This is a genomic window from Cupriavidus sp. FW305-3-2-15-C-LB2 (genome assembly GCF_058787575.1).
In genome coordinates this window covers 41,736-61,871 of record NZ_JBYSZW010000048.1, presented here as the reverse complement: position 1 = coordinate 61,871, position 20,136 = coordinate 41,736, and the positions used below count along the sequence as shown (strand labels likewise).

At 67.4% G+C, this 20,136-nt stretch carries 18 protein-coding genes and 1 tRNA gene; 8 read left to right on the top strand and 11 right to left on the bottom strand.

The window, feature by feature from the left end:
* Positions 1-263: 263 nt before the first annotated feature.
* The 5 genes from AC3WRR_RS27710 to AC3WRR_RS27690 all read left to right on the top strand — a co-directional run bounded on the left by AC3WRR_RS27710 (position 264) and on the right by AC3WRR_RS27690 (position 5,034).
* Positions 264-1,811: a M16 family metallopeptidase gene (locus AC3WRR_RS27710; protein ID WP_010814799.1), complete on the top strand. Its 1,548-nt coding sequence runs from the start codon at positions 264-266 to the stop codon at positions 1,809-1,811.
* A 9-nt stretch (positions 1,812-1,820) separates the two neighbouring features.
* A complete protein-coding gene (locus tag AC3WRR_RS27705; RefSeq protein WP_058697916.1) occupies positions 1,821-3,203 on the top strand; it encodes a M16 family metallopeptidase in 1,383 nt (460 codons plus the stop codon).
* A gap of 245 nt (positions 3,204-3,448) precedes the next feature.
* On the top strand, positions 3,449-3,979 hold the full coding sequence (gene rsmD / locus AC3WRR_RS27700; RefSeq protein ID WP_492294357.1) for a 16S rRNA (guanine(966)-N(2))-methyltransferase RsmD: 531 nt from the start codon (positions 3,449-3,451) through the stop codon (positions 3,977-3,979).
* 240 nt (positions 3,980-4,219) lie between these two features.
* Positions 4,220-4,705 (top strand): pantetheine-phosphate adenylyltransferase, encoded by a 486-nt coding sequence (gene coaD, locus AC3WRR_RS27695; RefSeq protein ID WP_010814369.1) that lies wholly within the window; start codon positions 4,220-4,222, stop codon positions 4,703-4,705.
* 68 nt (positions 4,706-4,773) lie between these two features.
* Entirely contained in the window at positions 4,774-5,034 is a 261-nt protein-coding gene (locus AC3WRR_RS27690) for a YfhL family 4Fe-4S dicluster ferredoxin (protein WP_010814370.1), read from the top strand.
* Positions 5,035-5,135: 101 nt separating this feature from the next.
* On the opposite strand, the gene AC3WRR_RS27685 is transcribed toward AC3WRR_RS27690, so the two are convergent.
* The 8 genes from AC3WRR_RS27685 to AC3WRR_RS27650 form a co-directional block, all read right to left on the bottom strand.
* Complete coding sequence (locus AC3WRR_RS27685; RefSeq protein ID WP_492298652.1) at positions 5,136-6,986, bottom strand: PhoX family protein; 1,851 nt, start codon at positions 6,984-6,986, stop codon at positions 5,136-5,138.
* Between the two features lie 196 nt (positions 6,987-7,182).
* Entirely contained in the window at positions 7,183-7,779 is a 597-nt protein-coding gene (gene pth, locus AC3WRR_RS27680) for an aminoacyl-tRNA hydrolase (RefSeq protein ID WP_010814372.1), read from the bottom strand.
* Positions 7,780-7,930: 151 nt separating this feature from the next.
* Positions 7,931-8,548 carry a 50S ribosomal protein L25/general stress protein Ctc gene (locus AC3WRR_RS27675; protein ID WP_010814373.1) on the bottom strand — a complete coding sequence of 206 codons (618 nt, stop codon included), beginning with the start codon at positions 8,546-8,548 and terminating at the stop codon, positions 7,931-7,933.
* A 132-nt stretch (positions 8,549-8,680) separates the two neighbouring features.
* A complete protein-coding gene (locus AC3WRR_RS27670) occupies positions 8,681-9,634 on the bottom strand; it encodes a ribose-phosphate pyrophosphokinase (RefSeq protein ID WP_010814374.1) in 954 nt (317 codons plus the stop codon).
* A gap of 94 nt (positions 9,635-9,728) precedes the next feature.
* Positions 9,729-9,805, bottom strand: a tRNA-Gln gene (locus AC3WRR_RS27665).
* 59 nt (positions 9,806-9,864) lie between these two features.
* A complete protein-coding gene (gene ispE, locus AC3WRR_RS27660; protein WP_010814375.1) occupies positions 9,865-10,743 on the bottom strand; it encodes a 4-(cytidine 5'-diphospho)-2-C-methyl-D-erythritol kinase in 879 nt (292 codons plus the stop codon).
* An 8-nt stretch (positions 10,744-10,751) separates the two neighbouring features.
* Complete coding sequence (gene lolB / locus AC3WRR_RS27655; protein ID WP_492298650.1) at positions 10,752-11,345, bottom strand: lipoprotein insertase outer membrane protein LolB; 594 nt, start codon at positions 11,343-11,345, stop codon at positions 10,752-10,754.
* A gap of 93 nt (positions 11,346-11,438) precedes the next feature.
* Complete coding sequence (locus AC3WRR_RS27650; RefSeq protein ID WP_011614480.1) at positions 11,439-13,394, bottom strand: tetratricopeptide repeat protein; 1,956 nt, start codon at positions 13,392-13,394, stop codon at positions 11,439-11,441.
* A gap of 154 nt (positions 13,395-13,548) precedes the next feature.
* Here AC3WRR_RS27650 and mutM point away from each other — a divergent pair, with 154 nt between their 5' ends.
* The 3 genes from mutM (at position 13,549) to mutY (ending at position 17,929) form a co-directional block, all read left to right on the top strand.
* Positions 13,549-14,427 carry a bifunctional DNA-formamidopyrimidine glycosylase/DNA-(apurinic or apyrimidinic site) lyase gene (mutM, locus tag AC3WRR_RS27645; protein ID WP_492298648.1) on the top strand — a complete coding sequence of 293 codons (879 nt, stop codon included), beginning with the start codon at positions 13,549-13,551 and terminating at the stop codon, positions 14,425-14,427.
* A 278-nt stretch (positions 14,428-14,705) separates the two neighbouring features.
* Complete coding sequence (locus AC3WRR_RS27640; protein WP_011614482.1) at positions 14,706-16,658, top strand: dynamin family protein; 1,953 nt, start codon at positions 14,706-14,708, stop codon at positions 16,656-16,658.
* A 92-nt stretch (positions 16,659-16,750) separates the two neighbouring features.
* Positions 16,751-17,929 (top strand): A/G-specific adenine glycosylase, encoded by a 1,179-nt coding sequence (gene mutY, locus AC3WRR_RS27635; RefSeq protein ID WP_492298646.1) that lies wholly within the window; start codon positions 16,751-16,753, stop codon positions 17,927-17,929.
* A gap of 4 nt (positions 17,930-17,933) precedes the next feature.
* Here the strand turns inward: mutY and AC3WRR_RS27630 are convergent, their stop codons facing one another.
* The 3 genes from AC3WRR_RS27630 to AC3WRR_RS27620 form a co-directional block, all read right to left on the bottom strand.
* Positions 17,934-18,593, bottom strand: coding sequence for an LON peptidase substrate-binding domain-containing protein (locus AC3WRR_RS27630; protein WP_010814381.1), 660 nt, complete (start codon positions 18,591-18,593; stop codon positions 17,934-17,936).
* A gap of 91 nt (positions 18,594-18,684) precedes the next feature.
* The gene (gene rapZ, locus AC3WRR_RS27625) at positions 18,685-19,569 is read right to left on the bottom strand and encodes an RNase adapter RapZ (protein WP_010814382.1); all 885 of its coding nucleotides are present in this window, start codon (positions 19,567-19,569) and stop codon (positions 18,685-18,687) included.
* A gap of 118 nt (positions 19,570-19,687) precedes the next feature.
* A complete protein-coding gene (locus AC3WRR_RS27620; protein ID WP_010814383.1) occupies positions 19,688-20,080 on the bottom strand; it encodes a PsiF family protein in 393 nt (130 codons plus the stop codon).
* Positions 20,081-20,136 lie beyond the last annotated feature (56 nt).

The window sequence follows — 20,136 nt, the reverse complement described above, 5'->3', positions numbered from 1 at the left end:
GGCGGGCGCGGGCTCGGCCTTGCGCTTCTTCCAGAAACTAAACATTGGGGAATGGAGTCAATACCGGGGCCGATACCCTGGCGGCAGCCAAATGCCAGCAGGCAACCGGTTATAAATCAATGGGTTACGCAGGCATCGCGATGGCTGGGGAGAAAGCGTTGTGGTCCCGGCCGGCGATTGCGTATAGTTCGCTACATGGCAGATTCATGCGCGCAGTCTTGCGCACGTGAGTCGATCGGCAAAATTCTAGCAGACGGGGTCGCATGAACCATTGCGCTGTCCTGGCCGCTGCGGGCGCACAAGGCACCAAAGCCTGCGTCGCAACGCGCTTCCAACGCCTTTCACCTTCCTCCAAACCGCTTCCCGCCCGCGCCGCGCGTCTCGCGCGGCGAGTCATTCCCACGCTGCTGCTGGCCTTGCTGCCGTGGTCGATGCCGGCAGGGGCGCAGGGCGTGGTGGCTTCGCCGATGCCCGGCACGCAGACCGCCCCGGCCGGCGCGACCGCGCATGGCACGACCGAATACCGCCTGTCCAACGGGCTGCGGCTGATCGTCAAGGAAGACCACCGCGCGCCCACGGTGGCGCACCAGATCTGGTACCGCGTGGGCGGCATCGACGAGGTCAGCGGCACCACCGGCGTGGCGCACATGCTCGAGCACATGATGTTCAAGGGCACGCCCAAGGTCGGCGTGGGCGAGTTCTCCAAGCAGGTGGCCGCGCTGGGCGGCCGTGAGAACGCCATGACCAACCGCGACTTCACCATGTACTACCAGCAGATCGGCAAGCAGTACCTGCCGAGGATGATGGAGCTGGAGGCCGACCGCATGGCCAACCTCGTCATCACCAAGGACGAGTTCGAACGCGAGATGAAGGTGGTGATGGAAGAACGCCGCCTGCGCACCGATGACTCCGCGCGCGGCACCGTCTATGAGCAGTTGCTGGCCACGGTCTACACCGCCGCCGCGTACCGCCACCCGGTGATCGGCTGGATGGACGACCTGGTCAATATGCGCGTGGACGACGTCAAGGAGTGGTACCGCCACTGGTACGTGCCCAACAACGCCATGGTGATTGTCACCGGCGACGTCAAGGCCGAGGAAGTGCGCGCCCTGGCCGAGCGCTATTACGGCAAGCTCAAGCCGCGTACGCTGCCGCTGCGCAAGGACCAGGAAGAGCCGGCGCAAAAGGGCATCAAGCGCATCTGGGTCAAGGCGCCGGCCGAGAACCAGTACATGGTGATGGCCTACAAGGTGCCGCGCCTGCGCGATATCGAGAAGGACGTCGACCCCTACGCGCTGGAGGTGCTGGCGGCCGTGCTCAACGGCTACGACAACGCACGACTGACGCGCGAACTGGTGCGCGAGCAGCGCCTGGCCGACGACGTCAACGTCGGCTATGACAGCATCAACCGCGGCGAGTCGCTGTTCGTGCTCGACGGCACGCCCGCCACAGGCCACAACACCGACGAGATCGAGCGCGCGCTGCGCGCCGAGGTCCAGCGCATCGCCAAGGAGGGCGTGTCGCCGGAGGAGCTCAAGCGCGTCAAGGCGCAGGTGGTGGCCGGCCAGATCTACAAGCGTGATTCGGTGTTCGGGCAGGGCATGGAAATCGGCGTGTCCGAGATCTCGGATATCTCCTGGCGCCAGATCGACCGCATGCTCGACAAGATCAAGGCCGTCACGCCGGCGCAGGTGCAGGCCGTCGCCGCGAAGTATTTCAACGACGACAACCTGACCGTGGCCACGCTGGTGCCGCAGCCGATCGATCCGAACAAGCCCAAGTCCCAGGCCCCGTCGGGCCTGCGCCACTGAGGAAAGGCGATGACTCAGTCCGTCACTACCCCGCAGCGTGCGCTGCGCAAACTGGCCGGCGCCGCATTGGGCGCCGTGGTCCTGCTGGCTGCGCAACTGGCGCAGGCCGCGATCCCGATCGAGCACTGGACCGCGTCAACCGGCGCCAGGGTGTTCTTTGTGCATAGCCCGTCGATCCCGATGCTCGACGTCAATATCGACTTCGACGCCGGCAGTCGCTATGACCCGCCGGGCAAGGCCGGGCTGGCCACGCTGACCGCCGCGCTGCTGGACAAGGGTGCCGCGGCGCTGGAAGGCCAGCCGGCGCGCGATGAAGCGAAGATCGCCGATGGCTTTGCCGATACCGGCGCCGCCTTTGGCGGCGCCGCCGGCGGCGACCGCGGCGGCATCGGGCTGCGCACGCTGACCGCCCAGCCGGAGCTGGACCAGTCGGTCGCGCTGGCCGCGCAACTGATCAAGGCGCCGACCTACCCGGACGCTGTGGTCGGGCGCGAGAAGCAGCGCCTGATCACCGCCATCCGCGAAGCCGACGCCAAGCCCGGCGTGATCGCCGACAAGGCGCTGGCCAAGGCCATGTACCCTGACCACCCCTATGGCGTGGCCGCGACCCCGGACAGCGTGGCGTCGATCACGCGCGACGACATCGTCAGGTTCTGGCGCGACAACTACGGCGCGCAGCGCGCGGTGGTGACGCTTATCGGCGCGGTCGATCGCAAGCAGGCCGAAGCCATCGCCGAGCAGCTCACGCGCGGGCTGCCGCCCGGCAGCGCGGCGCCGGCCATGCCGCAGGTGCGCCTGAACATCGCCCCGAGCGAGCAGCGCATGCCGCATCCGGCACAGCAGTCCAGCGTGGCCATCGGCCAGCCGGCGATTGCCCGCGGCGACCCTGATTACTTCGCGCTGCTGGTGGGCAACTACGTGCTGGGCGGCGGCGGCTTCAGCTCGCGCCTGACTGACGAGGTGCGCGAGAAGCGCGGCCTGACCTACGGCGTGGACAGCTACTTCGCGCCGTCCAAGCAGCCGGGTCCGTTCGGCATCAGCCTGCAGACCAAGAAGGCGCAGACCGACGAAGCGCTGGCGCTGGTGCGCCAGGTGCTGACGCGCTTTGTCGCCGAGGGCCCGACCGAGAAAGAGCTGCGCGCGGCCAAGGACAACCTCATCAACGGTTTCCCGCTGCGCATCGACAACAACCGCAAGCTCCTGACCAACGTCGCCAATATCGGCTGGTACGGGCTGCCGCTGGATTACCTGGACACCTGGACCGCCCAGATTGGCAAGGTCACGCGCGAGCAGGTCAGGGCCGCTTTCCAGCGCCATGTGCGCCCGGACAATATGGCGACGGTGATCGTCGGCGGCCCGGTCGCGGCGCCTGCGACTGCCGCCAGGCAGTGATGCCGGCACCGCTTGGGCCCGTCATGCGCGCCGGGGCTCCGGCGCGTGCGGCGAACCGGCCCGCAGGCTCTACAATCACGGGATGAATTCGCGTTCCCGATTGCCGTGCCCCCGCCATCGGCGGGCGACCCGCCTCTCCTGCCGCTGCCAGCGGCGGGCGTTCCCCCGTTTCCGCGGCGCCACGCCAGGCACCGCGCCAGGAGCCGTCCCAGGTCCGCATCATCGGCGGCCGCTGGAAGCGCACCTTGCTGCCCGTTCCCGATGCCCAGGGCCTGCGCCCCACGCCCGACCGCGTGCGCGAGACGCTCTTCAACTGGCTCGGCCAGGACCTGTCCGGGCTGGAATGCCTGGACCTGTTCGCCGGCTCCGGCGCGCTCGGCTTCGAGGCCGCCTCGCGCGGCGCCGCCGCGGTCACGCTGGTCGAGTCCAATGCGCGCGTGGCCAAGCAGCTGCGCGACAACCAGTACCGGCTCGACGCGGCTCAGGTGCGCGTGATGCAGGGCGACGCCTTTGCCATTGCCGCGCAACTGCCCGATGCCAGCTTCGACGTGGTCTTCCTGGATCCGCCCTTCGCCGAGGACTGGGTCGGGCCGGCGCTGGAGCACGCGGCGAGGCTGTCGCGGCCCGGCGGCGCAGTCTATGTCGAGACCGACCATGCGCTGACCGGTGCCGACGCGCCGGTGCCGGCGTCGCTTGAAATCGTGCGCCACGCGCGCGCCGGCGCGGTGCATTTCCACCTGCTGCAGCATCGCGTGCCGGGCAACGGCGCTGCCTGATGCACTAGTCTGGGGCGATGGTCCGGGTAGGCCTGTTCTGCAATGAGGAAGGTCCCCTTCCTCAATGGGAAACGGCTTCATAGCTGCGCTGCGGCAAAACGGTGCGCCGGGCGGCTTCCAAGTGGCGCATTTGGGGTTACACTACGCCGCTGTTACAACGCTCGCGACGCAGCACCCACGCCGGTCCGGCCGGCGCAAGAGGCGGCCCAAGGCCGGCAGCGGGCAGATCAAGGAGGAAGTATGGTCATCGCGGTCTATCCCGGCACGTTCGATCCAATGACCCGGGGACACGAGGATCTGGTCCGCCGTGCGTCGAACATCTTCGACGAACTGGTGGTCGGCGTGGCGCACAGCCCCAACAAGCGCCCGTTCTTTTCGCTCGAAGAGCGCATCGGCATTGCCCGTGAAGTGCTCGGGCATTATCCCAATGTGCGCGTCGAAGGCTTTTCCGGCCTGCTCAAGGACTTTGTGCGCAACAACAATGCGCGCGTGATCGTGCGCGGCCTGCGCGCGGTGTCCGACTTCGAGTACGAATTCCAGATGGCAGGCATGAACCGCTACCTGCTGCCCGACGTGGAAACCATGTTCCTGACGCCGTCGGACCAGTACCAGTTCATCTCCGGCACCTTCGTGCGCGAGATCGCGGTGCTGGGCGGCGATGTCAGCAAGTTCGTGTTCCCGTCGGTGGAACGCTGGCTGCAAGAGAAAATCGGCAAACCGGAATAAAATGGCAGACTCAGATACGTCGAGTCGCGGCCAGTCGGGCGCGGGCGTGTCCGCAGGAAGGAAACACCATGGCGCTGATGATCACTGACGACTGCATCAACTGCGACGTTTGTGAACCCGAGTGCCCGAACGAAGCCATTTCGATGGGGCCCGAGATCTATGAAATCGACCCCAACAAGTGCACCGAGTGTGTCGGGCACTTCGACGAGCCGCAATGCCAGCAGGTCTGCCCGGTCGCCTGTATCCCCAAGGATCCGAACCGCGTCGAAACGCATGAGGTCCTGATGCAGCGCTACCGGCTGCTGACGGCCGCCAAGCACGCGGCCTGACCCGCAGCTTCAGGAAGGCAAAAAAAGCCCCCGGCACCGCAAGGTGACGGGGGTTTAACTTTTCCCCAGTTACTGCTGGTACTACCTACTGCACTGCGCGGTCACGCACCGATCGGCTTGCCGTCGCCACGGCGCACCACGATGGTGGACGAGCGCGGCGGCTTGGCCGCGTCCGGCCACGCGCCGGTGGGGTGCTGGATGTTGATGAAGCAGGTGGTCAGGTCCGGCGTGTAGGCGATGCCGGTAATCTCGCAGCCGGTCGGGCCGACCAGGAAGCGCTTGGACTGACCCGTCGGCGAGATGTAGTACATGCTGTTGTTGCCGAACGTGCTGGTGTAGGTGGCGCTGGTGCTGGAGTCGGTCTGCACCCACAGCCGGCCCTGCGGGTCGACGCGCAGGCCGTCGGGGCTCGAGAACGTGTCGCCGTTGATGTTGCCCTTCAGGTTGTCGGTGGCCAGCGACGGGTCGCCGGCCTGTAGCAGGATGCTCCACGTGAACGTGGTCGCCAGCGGCGAATTACCGGCTTCGTTCCACTTGACGATATGGCCGTGCAGGTTGTTCTTGCGCGGGTTGGCAGCGTCGGTCTGCTGGCGGCCGCTGTTGTTGGTCAGCGTGCAGTACAGGGTTTTGTCCGATGCGGCCGTGATCCACTCGGGGCGGTCCATCAGCGTGCCACCGGCCACGCGCGCGGCCGACTTGGTGTTGATCAGCACGTCGGCCTGGCTGGCGAAGTCGACCGTGGTCGGCGCCGGCGAGACGGCCGACTGGGTCCAGTTGCCCGGATCCGAAGCGCCCACGGTCAGGCCGTTCTTGCCCTGCGTCAGCTCGATCCACTGGCCGCTGCCGTCGGCGTTGAACCTGGCCACGTAGAGCGTGCCGCTGTCCAGCAGGTTGGCATTGGCGGCGCGGTTGTTCGGATCGAAGGCCTTGCTCGGGATAAATTTGTAGATGCAGCCCGGCGTGCCGTCGTCGCCCATATAGAAGGCGACGTTGTTGCTGGCGTCGGTCAGGAAGGCGACGTTCTCATGGTCGAAGCGGCCCATCGCGGTGCGCTTGGCCGGCGAGCCCAGCGTGCCGTACGGATCGACTTCCACCACCCAGCCGTAGCCGTTCTCGGCCTGGGTCGGGTCGATGTAGTTGTCCGTGCTCTCTTCGCAGGTCAGGTAGGTGCCCCACGGGGTATGGCCGCTCGAGCAGTTGTTGAGCATGCCGACTACGGTCGATCCCACCACCGAAGCAGCCGGGCCGCCCACGCGGTACAGCGTGTTGCCGGTGTAGCGCTTGTTGTAGATCGAGTCGCGCTTGACCTGCCACTTGCCGCTGGCTGCCAGTTCCACTTCGATCACCGAGATGCCGACCGCCGACAGCGCGATGCGCTTCTGCTCGGGGCTGGCCGTGGCGGCGTCATAGGTGCCGCCCGCGAACAGGATCTTGTAGTCCGGCAGCTCGTGGTTGATGGCGAGCAGGCCGCCCTTCTGCGGATCGACACCCCGCAGCGCGAAGTAGTGCATGCCGTCGTGGTTGCCGCCGGCCTGGCGCTCGGTTTCGGCCGAGGACTGGAACGCGCCGGCATAGCCGGTGGCACCGGCTTCGACTGGGTCGCCGGCGGAGAACAGCACGTCGACGCTGTAGCCATTGGGCACGACCACGGCATCCGCGGTCGACTTGGTGACCGGCTCGAAGGTGACGTCGTAGCTCGGGGCGGCCGCGGCGGGCGCTGGGGCCGGAGCAGGTGCGGGGGCCGGTGCCGGTGCGGGATCGTCATCGCCGCCACAGGCGGCCAGCAGGCCGCTGCCGAACGCCGAGGCCAGCGACAGGCCCAGGCCGCCGCGCAGCACCCGGCGGCGGGCCGGGTTGGCGGCTACGATGTCTTCGAGCATCTGGCCGGGCACGTCAGCGTCGGGCTTGGCAGCGCGACTGGCGGCCCGCGCTTGATCGGTCAGGTACGACATGGGCTTTCCTCCTGTGGGTTGTCATGCGCATCGGCCACCATGCGATACCGAAGCGATTGGAAACCACGGAATGTATGTGCCGCCCATGGCACTTTGATGACATATTGTCTGCAACAGCAGTCTTGGGCCGCCAAACCACGACGGGCCGCAGATGCGGCCCGTTTTCATACGCTTGTCGCAGGAATATGCGTATTTGTCAGCGCGTGGTATGCAGCTGCGCCATGGCGCGTTCAGCATCGCCGCGTGCCAGCAGGCCGAGCGGCTCGATGCAGCGGTCGATGGCGGCATCGATGGCTTCCTGCTCCTCGCGCCGCGGTGGCTTGAGCACGAAGTTGACCACGTCCTCGCGGCCCGCGCCGGCGCCGCCGGGCGCGTTGCGCGGATGGCCCACGCCCAGGCGCAGGCGCCAGTAGTCCTGCGTGGACAGGTGGGCCGAGATGTCCTTGAGCCCGTTGTGGCCGCCCGCGCCGCCGCCGCGCTTGAGCTTGGCCGCGCCCGCCGGCAGGTCCATCTCGTCGTGCGCGACCACGATCTCGTCGGGAAGGACCTTGTAGAAGCGCGCGAGCGACACCACGGCCAGGCCGGAGCGGTTCATGAAGGTCGACGGCTTGAGCAGCCAGATGTCCTGGTCCCACAGCCGCGCACGCGCGGCCAGGCCGTGGAAGCGGCCTTCCACGCGCATCGTGGCGCCGCCCATGCGGGCCAGCTGGTCCACCAGCCAGAAGCCGGCGTTGTGTCGGGTGGCCTCGTACTCCGCACCGGGATTGCCGAGGCCGACGATGAGCTTGATCATGCGTTTGACTGGGTCGTTGGCGCGCAAGGCTGCGCCACAAGCGCCAAGGATACCGAAAAACCGGCAGGCGGCTGCCGGGCGAAAAAAAACCGCCGCAAGAAGCGGCGGTTTCTTCGTGGCGCGGCCGGCAGGCCGCGACCGCTGCTGCAGCTTAGGCAGCCGGCGTTTCGCCAGCGGCTTCGCCGCCTTCGGCAGCTTCCGACACGGCACCAGCCGGTTGCGAGATGCTGGCGACGGCCGGGTTGTCGTCACCGTGGGTGATCACGGTCACGCCCTTCGGCAGCTTGATGTCCGACAGGTGGACGGTCTGGTTCAGCTCGACGGCGGCCAGGTCCACTTCGATGAACTCGGGCAGGTCGGCCGGCAGGCACGAAACTTCCAGGTCGTTCAGGATGTGGTTGACGATGCCGTGGCCCAGCTTCACGCCAGGAGCGGTTTCCTGGTTCATGAAGTGCAGCGGCACCTTGACGTGGATCTTGTCGTTGGCCGACACGCGCTGGAAATCGACGTGCAGCACCAGCGGCTTGAACGGGTGCATCTGGAATGCGCGCAGCAGGGCCTGTTCCGACTTGCCAGCGACTTCCAGTTCCAGGATCGACGAGTGGAACGCTTCCTTCTTCAGGGCGTGCCACAGCGCGTTGTGATCCAGTTCGATCATCTTCGGCTCGGCGGCGCCGCCGTAGATGATGCCGGGGGTCTTGCCCGAATTGCGCAGGCGGCGGCTCGCACCCGTTCCCTGTACGCTACGCTCGAAAGCGACAACTTTCATGATGACTCCAAAAGTAAGAAGGCCGTCCGCGACCAGACAGCCTCGTTGCGGCGCAAACAGAAAATGATGCGCCGATCAAGTCACGTTGATCGCCGAAAAACGGCGATCAACGCAGTAAAGCCTTAAATTCTATCAGGAACCCGCAAACAGCGACATGATCGAGTCGCCCTTGACGATGCGGGTGAAGGTCTCGGCCAGCAGCGGGGCGGTCGAGAGCTGGCGGATCTTGGTGCACTTGGCGGCTTCTTCGGACAACGGGATGGTGTCGCACACCACCACTTCGTCCAGCGCCGAGTCCGCGATGCGGGCGGCCGCGCCACCCGACAGCACCGGGTGCGTGCAGTAGGCGAAGACCTTCAGCGCGCCGCGCTCCTTCAGCACCTGGGCGGCCTTGCACAGCGTGCCGCCGGTGTCGATCATGTCATCCATGATGACGCAGTTGCGGCCGTCGACTTCACCGATGATGTTCATCACCTCGGCCACGTTGGCCTTGGGACGACGCTTGTCGATGATCGCCAGGTCGCAGTTCAGTTCCTTGGCCAGTGCGCGGGCACGGACCACGCCGCCGACGTCCGGCGACACCACCAGCAGGTCGCCGTAGTTCTTCTCGCGCAGGTCGCCCAGCAGTACCGGCGAAGCGTAGATGTTGTCGACGGGAATATCGAAGAAGCCCTGGATCTGATCAGCGTGCAGGTCCATCGTCAGCACGCGCTCGACACCGGCGACTTCCAGCATGTTGGCCACGACCTTGGCCGAGATCGCGACGCGCGCCGAACGCGGGCGGCGGTCCTGGCGCGCATAGCCGAAGTAGGGCATGGCGGCGGTGATGCTGCGTGCCGAGGCGCGCTTGAGCGCGTCGACCATCACCATCAGCTCCATCAGGTTGTCGTTGGTCGGCGCGCAGGTGGACTGCAGCACGATGACGTGCTTGCCGCGAACGTTTTCCTGGATATCAACTTGAACTTCGCCGTCGGAGAAACGGCCAACCAACGCCTTGCCCAGGGGAATGCCGAGGTGCTGTACGACAGCCTCCGCGAGTTTGGGGTTGGCGTTGCCGGTAAATACCATCAAGCCTTCGCTGCTCATTCGGGGCACCTGTCTTGCTGCTGGGGGAGCTTGGTGTCACCGGCAAAGCCGGTGACTGATACAGAGAGTCCGTAAGGACACTATAGGAATGTAATGGCAGGGGAAGAAGGATTCGAACCTTCGAATGCCGGAATCAAAATCCGGTGCCTTGACCAACTTGGCGACTCCCCTACACAACCGGGCCGTTCTTCGTGGTACCAGACTGCCGTACCGCGCCGAACGAAAACTTGCTACGCGAGCGCTGCGAGCGGATGACGTGCCAGACTGCGCACACACCTGCCGTCCCATTCGGGAGGCAACCTTTCCAAAACCTGCTGCGCTGTTGTTGCGTCGGGAAAACGCGCAAACACGCAGGCTCCGGAACCGGTCATCCTGGCATGCTGATTGTGTTGCTTCAGCCATGCCAGGGCTCGGGCGACTTCGCCGAACTTCGCTGTTGCTATCGGTTCCAGGTCGTTGCGACCGAAATCGAATTTGTTTGTGCGAGCAGCGAAGACCGCAATTATGGAGAGCGGCGTATCCCTTGTCAAGCACTCGTCCGAAAAAATTTCAGCGGTGGGGACATGCTGTTTCGGGTGGATGACCACGAACCAGCTCTCGGGCAGCTCGACTGGCGTCAGGTCCTCGCCGATGCCCTGTGCAAAGGCGTTCTGGCCCAACACGAATACTGGCACGTCGGCGCCCAGCGCCAGCCCGATGCGCATCAGTTCGGCACGCGCAAGGCCCAGTCCCCACAGGTGATTCAGCGCCAGCAGCGTGGTGGCGGCATCGGACGAGCCGCCACCGATGCCGCCGCCCATCGGCAGCACCTTGTCGATGGCTATGTCGGCCCCGAACGTGGCCCCGGTGGCCGCCTGTAACGCGCGCGCGGCGCGCACCACCAGGTCGGTCTCGGCCGGCACGCCGGGCACGTCGGTGACGCGTGCGACCACGCCGTCGTCGCGCCGGCGGAAATGCAGCGTGTCGCACCAGTCGACCAGCTGGAACACGGTCTGCAGCGTGTGGTAGCCGTCGGCGCGGCGGCCGGTCACGTGCAGGAACAGGTTGAGCTTGGCCGGCGCGGGGCAGTCGCGCAGTTCGGGCGGGGGCAGGGGCTGGCTGCGATGCATGGCGTGGTTCACGGCGTCCGGGGATCGATCACGAGGCGCACCGACAGCGGATTGCTGCCGGCGTCGCGCGCCAGGTCGATGCGGCGCGGCACCTGGGCGGCTGCGTCCTGCCAGGCGACGTAGCGCACGGTCCAGCCGTTCTGCGCCAGCGTGGCCAGCCGGCCCTGCTCGTCGCGCGTGGTGCGCGCGGGCGCGCCCTGCGTGGCGCGGCCGTGCAGCCAGTCGCGCATGCCGGCCACCGGCAGCGCAAAGCCGAGCGCTTCCTCCATCAGGGTGTCGACCTCTGGCGCGTTGCGCGGCGGCTGGTTGGGCAGGTCGAGCGTGGCGCCGGACGGTGTGGCGGTGACCACGGCCAGGGTCTGGCCGAGCGGGGACACCAGGTCCAGCCGCACGTTGCGGCCCTGTTCTTCCCAGCGGAAGCTTCCCTGCACGCCTTCGTCGCGCCCGTAGCGCACGTAGTTGGCGGAGAAGCGGCCGGTGTATTGCTGGCTGGCGGCGGCCTGGTCGCCATCAAAGCTGCGCGACGGTGCCACGCTGGCACACGCCTGCAGCAGCAGCGGGGCGCCAACGCAGAAGAGCGCCAGGCGTCGGGATCGGTTCATGGGCTTGGTCGTGAGAACGGCGGCGCGGCGGCGTCCGCCGGCTGACGGAAATCCGGCGCCGCGGACCCGGGCTGCGGGTCGCGGCGGGCGGGGTTACTTGGACACTTGCACGTTGACCTTGTAGCGGCGCAGCGTGTCGACCAGGGTCTCGTTCTCGGGGTCGATGCGGACGGCCTCGGTCCAGGTCTTGCGCGCTTCGTCATGCTCGCCGAGCTGCCACAGCACCTCGCCCAGGTGCGCGCCGATCTCGGCCTCGGGCGCCTTGGAATAGGCATTGCGCAGCAGGTCGGCCGCCGGGCGCAGGTCGCCCATGCGGAATTTGACCCAGGCCAGGCTGTCCATGATGTACGGATCGTCCGGCCCCAGCTCGGAGGCGCGCTCCAGCAGCTTGAGCGCTTCGGGCAGCCGCTCGTTGCGGTCCGCCAGCGAGTAGCCCAGCGCGTTGTAGCCCTGCTTCTGCTGCGGCTGCAGCGCAATCACCTTGCGCAGGCCCTTCTCCATGCTGTCGTAACGCTTCTGGCGCTCGTCGAGCATGGCCAGCTCGTAGATCCAGTCGGCGTTGTCGGGCTCGGCCGTAATGCGGTCGTTGAGCAGCTTGCGGGCGCGGTCATAGGCTTTGCTTTCCATCAGCGTGGCCACCTCGGCCTGGCGGATGGCGGTCATGCGCTGCGCGCGCTGGCCAGGATCGGAGATGTCCTCGGCGTCGGTGAGCATCTCGCCGAAGAGCGCCTGGGCGTCGTCGAGCTTGCCCATGCGCGCCAGCAGCTGTGCGCGCTTGGCGGTCGCCGCGGGCGCCAGCCGGATGTCCTCGATGCGGTCCAGCCACCGGATGGCGCCGGCGTAGTCCTTGCGCTCCTCGGCGATCTGCGCCAGGTACTGGTAGGCAATGTCGGGGTTGGCGGTGGGCTGCTTCTCGACCAGCTGCAGGTATTCCTTCAGGTACTGCTCGGCCTCGCCGTAGCTCTTGGCCTGCAGGCTGGTCAGGCCCAATGCCAGCGGCACGCGCGGGTCGCCCGGGGCTACCTTGCGCAGGGTCTCGAACTCCTGCCGGGCCGACTGCATGTCGTTGCGCAGCAGATACAGCCGCGCCAGCGTGATATGGCCGTTGACCGAATCGGGCGACTTGTCGAGGAAGCGCTTCAGGATCGCGACGGCTTCGTCGGGCTGCTTCTCGGCGCGCAGCTCGGCCGCCATCAGCGCGGCCGCTTCATAGCCCGGGCGCAGCCGCAATGCCTGGTCGAGCGCGGCGAGCGCGCCCGGCTCGTCGCCGGCGACTTCCCTGGCGCGCGCCAGTGCCAGCTGCGTTTCCGGCAGCTTGGCGTCATTCTTGGTCAGGTCCTGCAGCAGTGTGGCCGCGCCGGCCGCATCGCTGGTGCGCGACAGCTGCTGCTGCAGCTGCAGGATGGCCTCGCCTCGCTGGCTGGCCGGCACCGCCGCCAGCTGTTGCTGCAGCAGGGGCCGGGCATCGTCCCAGCGGCCGTTGAGCACCAGCAGCGTCGACAGCACCTGCGCTGCCGCGGGCGAAGTCGGAGAAATCTCCTTCCACAGGCGCGCGGAGTCCAGTGCCTGCTGCGGGATGCGCGCATTGAAGGCGATCTCGGTGGCGCGCTGCGCGAAGCGCGGGTCGCGGGTCTGCCGGGCCAGTTCCATGTAGGTCCGGTAGGCCGGGCCAACCAGGCCGCGCTGCATGGAAATCTCCGCGGCCAGCACCATATAGACGATGTCGTCGGTCAGCTCCAGCGACGGCAGCGCGCTGCGTGCGGACCTGGCGGCGGCGGGGCGCTCGCTTTCGGCCGCGGCCAGCTGCAGTGCCGGTGGCAATGGCATGGCGCCCGCAGGCGGCGCGGCGTGGCTGGTGCCGGCGGCCAGGGCCAGCAATGCCGAGGCGGCCAGCGCACGCGCATGGCGGCGGGGCGCCTGGAAAAACCGGGCCAGGGCGCCAGCCGTGCGCGCTGTGCGGGAAACGGCGCCTGGAAAAGCGATCGGGAGGCCGCCCGCGGTGGCTTGCAATGTGGAGTCCGGCATCAGGTCCGGCATGAGGTCCGACATGTAGTGATTGCTCCGGCGCGCGCTGGCGAGGGATGAGAGAAAGCGCATTGATAAAGGGCATTGTAGCCTGCCGCTACAATGCGCTGCTTGGCGCCGCAGGCCGGTGCCCGCAGGCGCCGCTGGAGTTTTGAGCGGTAACCAACGGAGAGGTTCGATGCCAGAATTGCCCGAGGTCGAGGTGACCCGGCGCGGCTTGCTGCCGCATGTGGTGGGACGGCGCATCGCCGCGGTCACGGTGCGCCACCGCGGCCTGCGCTGGCCGGTCGATCCGCAACTGGAAATGCGGCTGGCCCAGCGCGTGGTGCGCCGGATCGAGCGCCGCGGCAAATACCTGCTGCTGGAATGCGTGAGCGAGGCGGCGGGCGAGCCGGCCGGCTGGCTGCTGGTCCACCTGGGCATGACCGGGACGCTGCGGGTGCTGCCCGAGGCGCCGCCGCCTGGCGCGCACGACCACCTTGACCTGGTGCTGGCCCCCGGTCCCGGCGCCGCGCTGGACACCAAACCGGGCACCATCGTGTTGCGTTTCCGCGATCCGCGCCGCTTCGGCGCCATCCTGTGGAGCACGCTGCCCGAGGCTGAACTGCCGTCGCACCCGCTGCTGCGCACGCTCGGCATCGAGCCCTTCGATCCTGCCTTCGACGGCGCCTGGCTGCACCGCCACACGCGCGGGCGCAGCGCCGCCATCAAGACCGTGCTGCTGGCCGGCGGCATCGTGGTCGGCGTGGGCAATATCTATGCGTCCGAAAGCCTGTTCCGCGCCGGCATCCGTCCGACCACCCCGGCCGGGCGCCTGAGCCGCGCGCGCTGCGACCGCCTGGCGCAGGCGGTGCGCGAGACTCTGGCACAGGCAATCGAGCGCGGGGGCAGCACGCTGCGCGACTTTGTCGGCAGCGACGGCGCCAGCGGCTATTTCCAGCTGGATTGCCTGGTCTACGACCGCGCCGGCCAGCCATGCCGGGTCTGCGCCACGCCGGTGCGCCAGATCGTGCAGGGCCAGCGCTCGACCTTCTACTGCCCGAACTGCCAGCGCTGAGCCTTGGCGGCCACCCCGGGCAGGCGCCGTGTGGCGCACAATGCGCGCCGCCGGCGATTGTCGATGGGTCGGCGCAACACTCCTTGTGCAAGCCATTACGGAGGGGCGTGAATTCCACAAAACCGTCGTGGAAACCTGTATCGTGTGCGCAGTCATAAAAAGTTACAAAATGGCCCACCGCCTGCAGGTAGACCGTGGTCGGGCCGGCATTGTGCGAACACGGGCGCAGCGCGAAAGCGGCGTGCCCCGAGGTAAAACCAAGTCAGCCGAACAGCTCCATGACAACGCTCGCCCACCAATTCGAACAATACGGCGCCTGGAGAACCGGGGTCCTCCAGTCACTGGCCGAATTCCAGTCCTGGCTGCAGCAGCACGACCTGTACGACGCCCAGGCCGATGACCGCGTGCAGCGCATCCAGAGCGTGCTGCGCAGCGACCGGCTCAAGGTCGCGTTCATTGCCGAGTTCTCGCGCGGCAAGAGCGAGCTGATCAACGCCATCTTCTTTGCCGACTACGGGCGCCGCATCCTGCCGTCGTCGGCGGGGCGCACCACGATGTGCCCGACCGAGCTGCGCTACGACGAGGCCGAGCCGCCGTGCATCCGGCTGCTGCCGATCGAGACACGCCTGCAGGAGGCCTCTACCGCCGACTTCCTGGAGGCCGGCACCTCGGCTTCGCACTGGCATTCGGTGCCGCTGGACCCGTCTTCGCCCGAGGGCATGCTGGCTGCGTTCCAGCACGTGGTGCAGACCGTGCGCGTGCCGCCGGCGCAGGCCGAGGCGCTGGGCCTGTACCACGAGAACGATCCCGATGCCGCCTACGCGGTCGATGCCGAGGGCATGGTCGAGATCTCGCGCTGGCGCCACGCCGTCATCAATTTCCCGCATCCGCTGCTGCGCCAGGGCCTGGTGATCCTTGACACGCCGGGCCTGAATGCGATCGGCACCGAGCCCGAGCTGACGCTGCGGCTGATCCCCGATGCCCATGTGGTGGTGTTCGTGCTGGCCGCCGATGCGGGCGTCACCAAGAGCGACCTGGAGCTGTGGCGCAGCCATGTCGGCGCCGGCCACCGGCGCGGCTGCCTGGCGGTGCTCAACAAGATCGACGGGCTGTGGGATCCGCTGCGCGAGCCGGGCGAGATCGCGCAGGAGATCGCGCGGCAGGTGTCCACCACCGCGCAGGTGCTGGGCATCGAACAGTCGCGCGTCTATCCGGTATCGGCGCAGAAGGGCCTGGTGGCCAAGGTCACGCACGACGACGAGCTGCTGGCGCGCAGCGGCCTGCCCGAGTTCGAGCACGTGCTGTCCGACCAGCTGATCCCGCGCCGGCGCGAGATCGTCTCGGATCAGGCGCACCGGCTGGTGCAGGACATGGCGCGCGCCGCGCAGCAGCTGCTGCAGAGCCGCCGCCGCGATATCGTCGAGCAGCTGTTCGAGCTGCGCGGCCTGCGCGGCAAGAACCACGCGATGGTCAAGCACATGTTGATGCGGGTGCAGGGCGAGAAGGAAGAGTTCGAGCAGAGCATCAGCAAGTTCCAGGCGCTGCGCCTGGTCTTCGGCCGCCACAGCGCCGACATCATCAAGAGCCTGCAACTGCGCGACGTGCGCCTCACCATGCGCAGCGCGCGCGAGCAGATGAAAGAGCGCTTCTTCTCGCGCGGACTGCGCGAAGACATGGACGCGCTGTTTGCGCAGCTGACCAGGCTGGTGACCGATGCCGACAACAAGATCGGCCAGCTGCACCAGCTGATCGAAAGCATGTACCGGCGCTTCAACGCCGAGCACGGCTTCACGCTGCCCGCGCCGATGCAGTTCACTGCCGAGCGCTACGTGGCCGAGCTTGAGGAAACACTGCGCCTGGTGCATGCGCACTTCGGCACGGTCAGCATGCTGACGCGCTCGCGCCCGCAGCTGGTCCAGAGCGCCTTCAGCACCATGGCCAGCCGCGTGCTGGAGAACTTCCGCGACCTGAACCGCGATATCGAGGTCTGGCTCAAGTCGGTAATGACGCCGCTGGAAGCGCAGGTGCGCGAGCACCAGAAGCAGCTGCGCCGGCGCGTCGATTCGATCGAGCGCATCCACGAGGCCACCGACACGCTGGAAAGCCGCATTGCCGAACTCGAGGAAGTGCTCAACGGCCTGGACGAGCGCAGCGGCCGTATCGAGGGCTACGCGCAGCGGCTGCTGCGGCCGACGGCTGCAGCCGACAGCGCGAGCCTTGCGGTGGCCTGATCCTGAAGCCGGTATATCATGTGGCGCCGCACTTAGCGGCGCCTTTTCCTTTGGTGCGCCGCGCGCCCCGCGCTTCAGAACGTTTCACCCAGATGCCCCGCAAACCAGCCCCTCGCGCCGTTCCCGCCATCCCCGACGATATCTGCGTGCCGCCCGACTTCGGCGCCAGCGTGGTCGACTGGCAGCGCCAGCATGGCCGGCACGACCTGCCGTGGCAGAACACGCGCGACCCGTACCGCATCTGGCTGTCGGAGATCATGCTGCAGCAGACCCAGGTGAGCGCGGTGATCGACTACTTCCAGCGCTTTGTCTCGCAGCTGCCCACGGTGCAGGCGCTGGCGGCGGCGCCTGCCGACCAGGTCATGGCGCTATGGGCGGGGCTGGGCTATTACTCGCGCGCACGCAACCTGCACCGCTGCGCTATGCAGGTGGTGAGCGAGCATGGTGGCCGTTTCCCGACCGATCCCGCGGTGCTGGCCACATTGCCCGGCATCGGCCGTTCCACCGCCGCGGCAATCGCCGCGTTCAGCGCCGGCGTGCGTTCTCCAATCCTGGATGGCAACGTCAAGCGCGTGTTCGCGCGCTGCTTCGGCATCCACGGCCATCCGGGCGAGCGCGTGGTGGAAACGCGCATGTGGCAGCTGGCCGAGCTGGCCTTGCCGGCCGCAGGCCCGCGCCAGGCCGAGGACATGATCGCCTATACGCAAGGGCTGATGGACCTGGGCGCCACGGTGTGCTCGCGCGGCAAGCCGGCCTGCCTGGCCGATGCCGGTGCGTGCCCGCTGTCGGCCGACTGTGTGGCGCGCCGCGACGGGCTCACCGGCGTGCTGCCCACGCCCAAGCCGCGCGCGGCCATCCCCGAGCGCAGCACGGTAATGCTGCTGGTGCGGCGCCAGCGCGAAGTGCTGCTGCGCCTGCGCCCCGGCAGCGGCATCTGGGGCGGCTTGTGGAGCCTGCCGGAGATGCCGGTCGACAGCGTGCCCTTCGACACGGAAGCCGCCGAGGCGGGGGCGCTCGACTATGCCCGCGCCTTCGGCAAGCCCGCGCGCGCCGCACTGACCGGCGAGCTGACCCATGTGTTCACGCACTTCCGCCTGCTGATCCGTGCCATCCGGGTCGATGTGAGCGCGGACGGCGCAAGCCTGATGGCGCAGGACGGCGCCGCGGAAGCCGCGCAGCGCTGGATCTCGCTTGACGATCTCGATGCGGTGGGTACGCCCGCGCCGGTGCGCAGGCTGCTGGAGGACCAGGCCCGCGGCGGGCTGTTCTGAGCGCCTAGAGCATGTGGTTCTGGCGCATGTAGCGGTGCACGATCTCGATGCGCATGCCGGCATCGGGCAACGCCATCAGCATCTGCTTGGCCTTGAGCGGCACCGGCAGCAACTCGCACAGCCGGTTGGCGACCCAGCTCGGGTCGTCCCACAGGTAGGGCTCGTCGAATGGCAGGCGGTCGGGTTGCTCGGCATGGAGCCGCGTGACAATGCGCCGCAGCGCATCCAGGCATTCGCCCAGCAGCTCCAGCTTGCAGTCGATGATGTCGGGAGGAAGCACCTCGGCGCGCGCAACCAGCAGGCCGTCGTCGCGGGTGTCATGGCTGACGATATGGAAGCGCTCGCGGCCGCGCGCACGGATCAAGAGCACGCCCAGCTGTTCCATGTTGCAGTCGACGATCTCCGCCAGGCAGCCGATCAGTTCCGGCACGGTGGGCTGGTCCGGCCGGGCCACTTCCTCGCCGCTTTCGATCAGGCAAACGCCGAAGGGAGTGTTGTCGCGCAGGCAGTTGCGCACCATGTCGACATAGCGCGCCTCGAACACGCGCAATGGCAGCCGTCCACCGGGAAACAGCACGGTGTGCAACGGGAACAGCGGCAGGTTGTCGAGCGTCCGCGGCGGATCTTCTGATGCCGTGGGACGGTAGAGGTCGGTCGAGGACATGCAGTGCCAGCTTGGGTATCGCGCAGCAATGGGCCAGCCGGCCAACGCGGCGCGCAGATGCCAATGATGCCAGTGGGCAGTCCCGCCTGCGTCAGCCCGCCGGTGCGAGCTCTCGGTGTCTCACCAGCACATTACCATGCGCCCGGAAGTAGTTGGCAAGCCTTTCCGCAATATAGACCGAGCGATGCTGGCCGCCGGTGCAGCCGATCGCCACGGTCAGGTAGCTGCGGTTGTCGGCAATGAAACTCGGCAGCCACTTTTCCACGTAGGCGCGGATATCCTCGGCCATCGCCAGCACCATTGGCTGGGCCTGCAGGAAGTCGATCACCGGCGTGTCGCGCCCCGTCAGCGGGCGCAAGGCCAGGTCGTAATAGGGGTTGGGCAGCGAGCGCACGTCGAACACCATGTCCGCATCGCTGGGCACGCCGTGCTTGAAGCCGAATGACTCGAATAGCAGCGTCAGCCGCTGGCTGTCGTCGCGGATCAGCTCCTTGATCCAGCTGCGCAGCGTATTGGTGCGCACATTGCTGGTGTCGATGCGGTGCGCGGCCTCGGCCAGCGGGCTCAGCAGCGCACGCTCCATCTCGATCGCTTCCATCAGCGCGGTGTCGTTGAAGGCGGGTTCACCGCCCGGGCCCGGCACGCCGTCGGTACGGACCGAGAGCGGGTGGCGGCGGCGCGTCTCGGAGTAGCGCTGCACCAGTGCGTCGGTGCTGGCGGTCAGGAACACCACCTCGACCTGGTGCTCAGCGGCCAGCGCGCGCACGGTGTCGGGCAACTGGTCGAGCGACTCGCGGCTGCGGATGTCAGTGGCGACGCCCAGGTGCGTATAGCCCTGGCTGTCGAGATAGCGGGTCAGTTCCGGGATGAACTGAGCCGGCAGGTTGTCCACGCAGTAGTAGCCTGCGTCTTCGAGCACGTTCAGTGCGACGGACTTGCCGGAACCGGATATGCCGGTGATGAGGATGATGCGCATAGCAACTGAAGCATAGCATCACGTGATGAAGGCGTCATGACACCACGCGCAAAAGCAAACATGGCGAACCTCGCGGTTCGCCATGTTTTTGTCGTCAGCTTGCGGCGCTGGTTGCGGCTCAGGCTGCCTTGGACAGGCATTCCTTCATGTAGGCCTTGTATTCGTCGCCCTTCTTGCCCTTGCCCGACTTGCTGCAGGAGGCCATCTTCTCCTGCTGGGTCTTGGACGCGCCCTTGGACAGGCATTCCTTCATGAACGCCTTGCGTTCGTCGCCCTTCTTGCCGGCGGCTTGCGTATTGCAGGCCTTCATCTTGTCCTGCTGGGCGTTGGCTGCGGGCTTGTCCGGGGTAGCCGGGGTGGCGGGCGTGGCAGGCATGGCCGGCGTTGCCGGTGCGGTGGCCGCCGGCTTGGCTGGCGTCGCGGGGGTTGCCGGCGTGGCGGTGGTCTGTGCAAAAGCGCTGGCGGCGATCATCGGGGTGACCAGCGCGCACATCGCGATCAATTTCTTCATGCTTGCTCTCCTGGGTGTGGAAAACTTCATGGCCGCGCGCCATTGCCGGCGTTGCA

Coding starts and splice junctions, on each gene's coding strand:
- AC3WRR_RS27650 (WP_011614480.1), bottom strand. CDS start 13,394: ATGTCGGACCTCATGCCGGACCTGATGCCGGACTCCACATTGCAAGCC.
- coaD (WP_010814369.1), top strand. CDS start 4,220: ATGGTCATCGCGGTCTATCCCGGCACGTTCGATCCAATGACCCGGGGA.
- AC3WRR_RS27630 (WP_010814381.1), bottom strand. CDS start 18,593: ATGTCCTCGACCGACCTCTACCGTCCCACGGCATCAGAAGATCCGCCG.
- AC3WRR_RS27620 (WP_010814383.1), bottom strand. CDS start 20,080: ATGAAGAAATTGATCGCGATGTGCGCGCTGGTCACCCCGATGATCGCC.
- AC3WRR_RS27685 (WP_492298652.1), bottom strand. CDS start 6,986: ATGTCGTACCTGACCGATCAAGCGCGGGCCGCCAGTCGCGCTGCCAAG.
- pth (WP_010814372.1), bottom strand. CDS start 7,779: ATGATCAAGCTCATCGTCGGCCTCGGCAATCCCGGTGCGGAGTACGAG.
- AC3WRR_RS27670 (WP_010814374.1), bottom strand. CDS start 9,634: ATGAGCAGCGAAGGCTTGATGGTATTTACCGGCAACGCCAACCCCAAA.
- AC3WRR_RS27710 (WP_010814799.1), top strand. CDS start 264: ATGAACCATTGCGCTGTCCTGGCCGCTGCGGGCGCACAAGGCACCAAA.
- AC3WRR_RS27640 (WP_011614482.1), top strand. CDS start 14,706: ATGACAACGCTCGCCCACCAATTCGAACAATACGGCGCCTGGAGAACC.
- AC3WRR_RS27705 (WP_058697916.1), top strand. CDS start 1,821: ATGACTCAGTCCGTCACTACCCCGCAGCGTGCGCTGCGCAAACTGGCC.
- AC3WRR_RS27675 (WP_010814373.1), bottom strand. CDS start 8,548: ATGAAAGTTGTCGCTTTCGAGCGTAGCGTACAGGGAACGGGTGCGAGC.
- ispE (WP_010814375.1), bottom strand. CDS start 10,743: ATGCATCGCAGCCAGCCCCTGCCCCCGCCCGAACTGCGCGACTGCCCC.
- mutM (WP_492298648.1), top strand. CDS start 13,549: ATGCCAGAATTGCCCGAGGTCGAGGTGACCCGGCGCGGCTTGCTGCCG.
- rapZ (WP_010814382.1), bottom strand. CDS start 19,569: ATGCGCATCATCCTCATCACCGGCATATCCGGTTCCGGCAAGTCCGTC.
- AC3WRR_RS27690 (WP_010814370.1), top strand. CDS start 4,774: ATGGCGCTGATGATCACTGACGACTGCATCAACTGCGACGTTTGTGAA.
- mutY (WP_492298646.1), top strand. CDS start 16,751: ATGCCCCGCAAACCAGCCCCTCGCGCCGTTCCCGCCATCCCCGACGAT.
- lolB (WP_492298650.1), bottom strand. CDS start 11,345: ATGAACCGATCCCGACGCCTGGCGCTCTTCTGCGTTGGCGCCCCGCTG.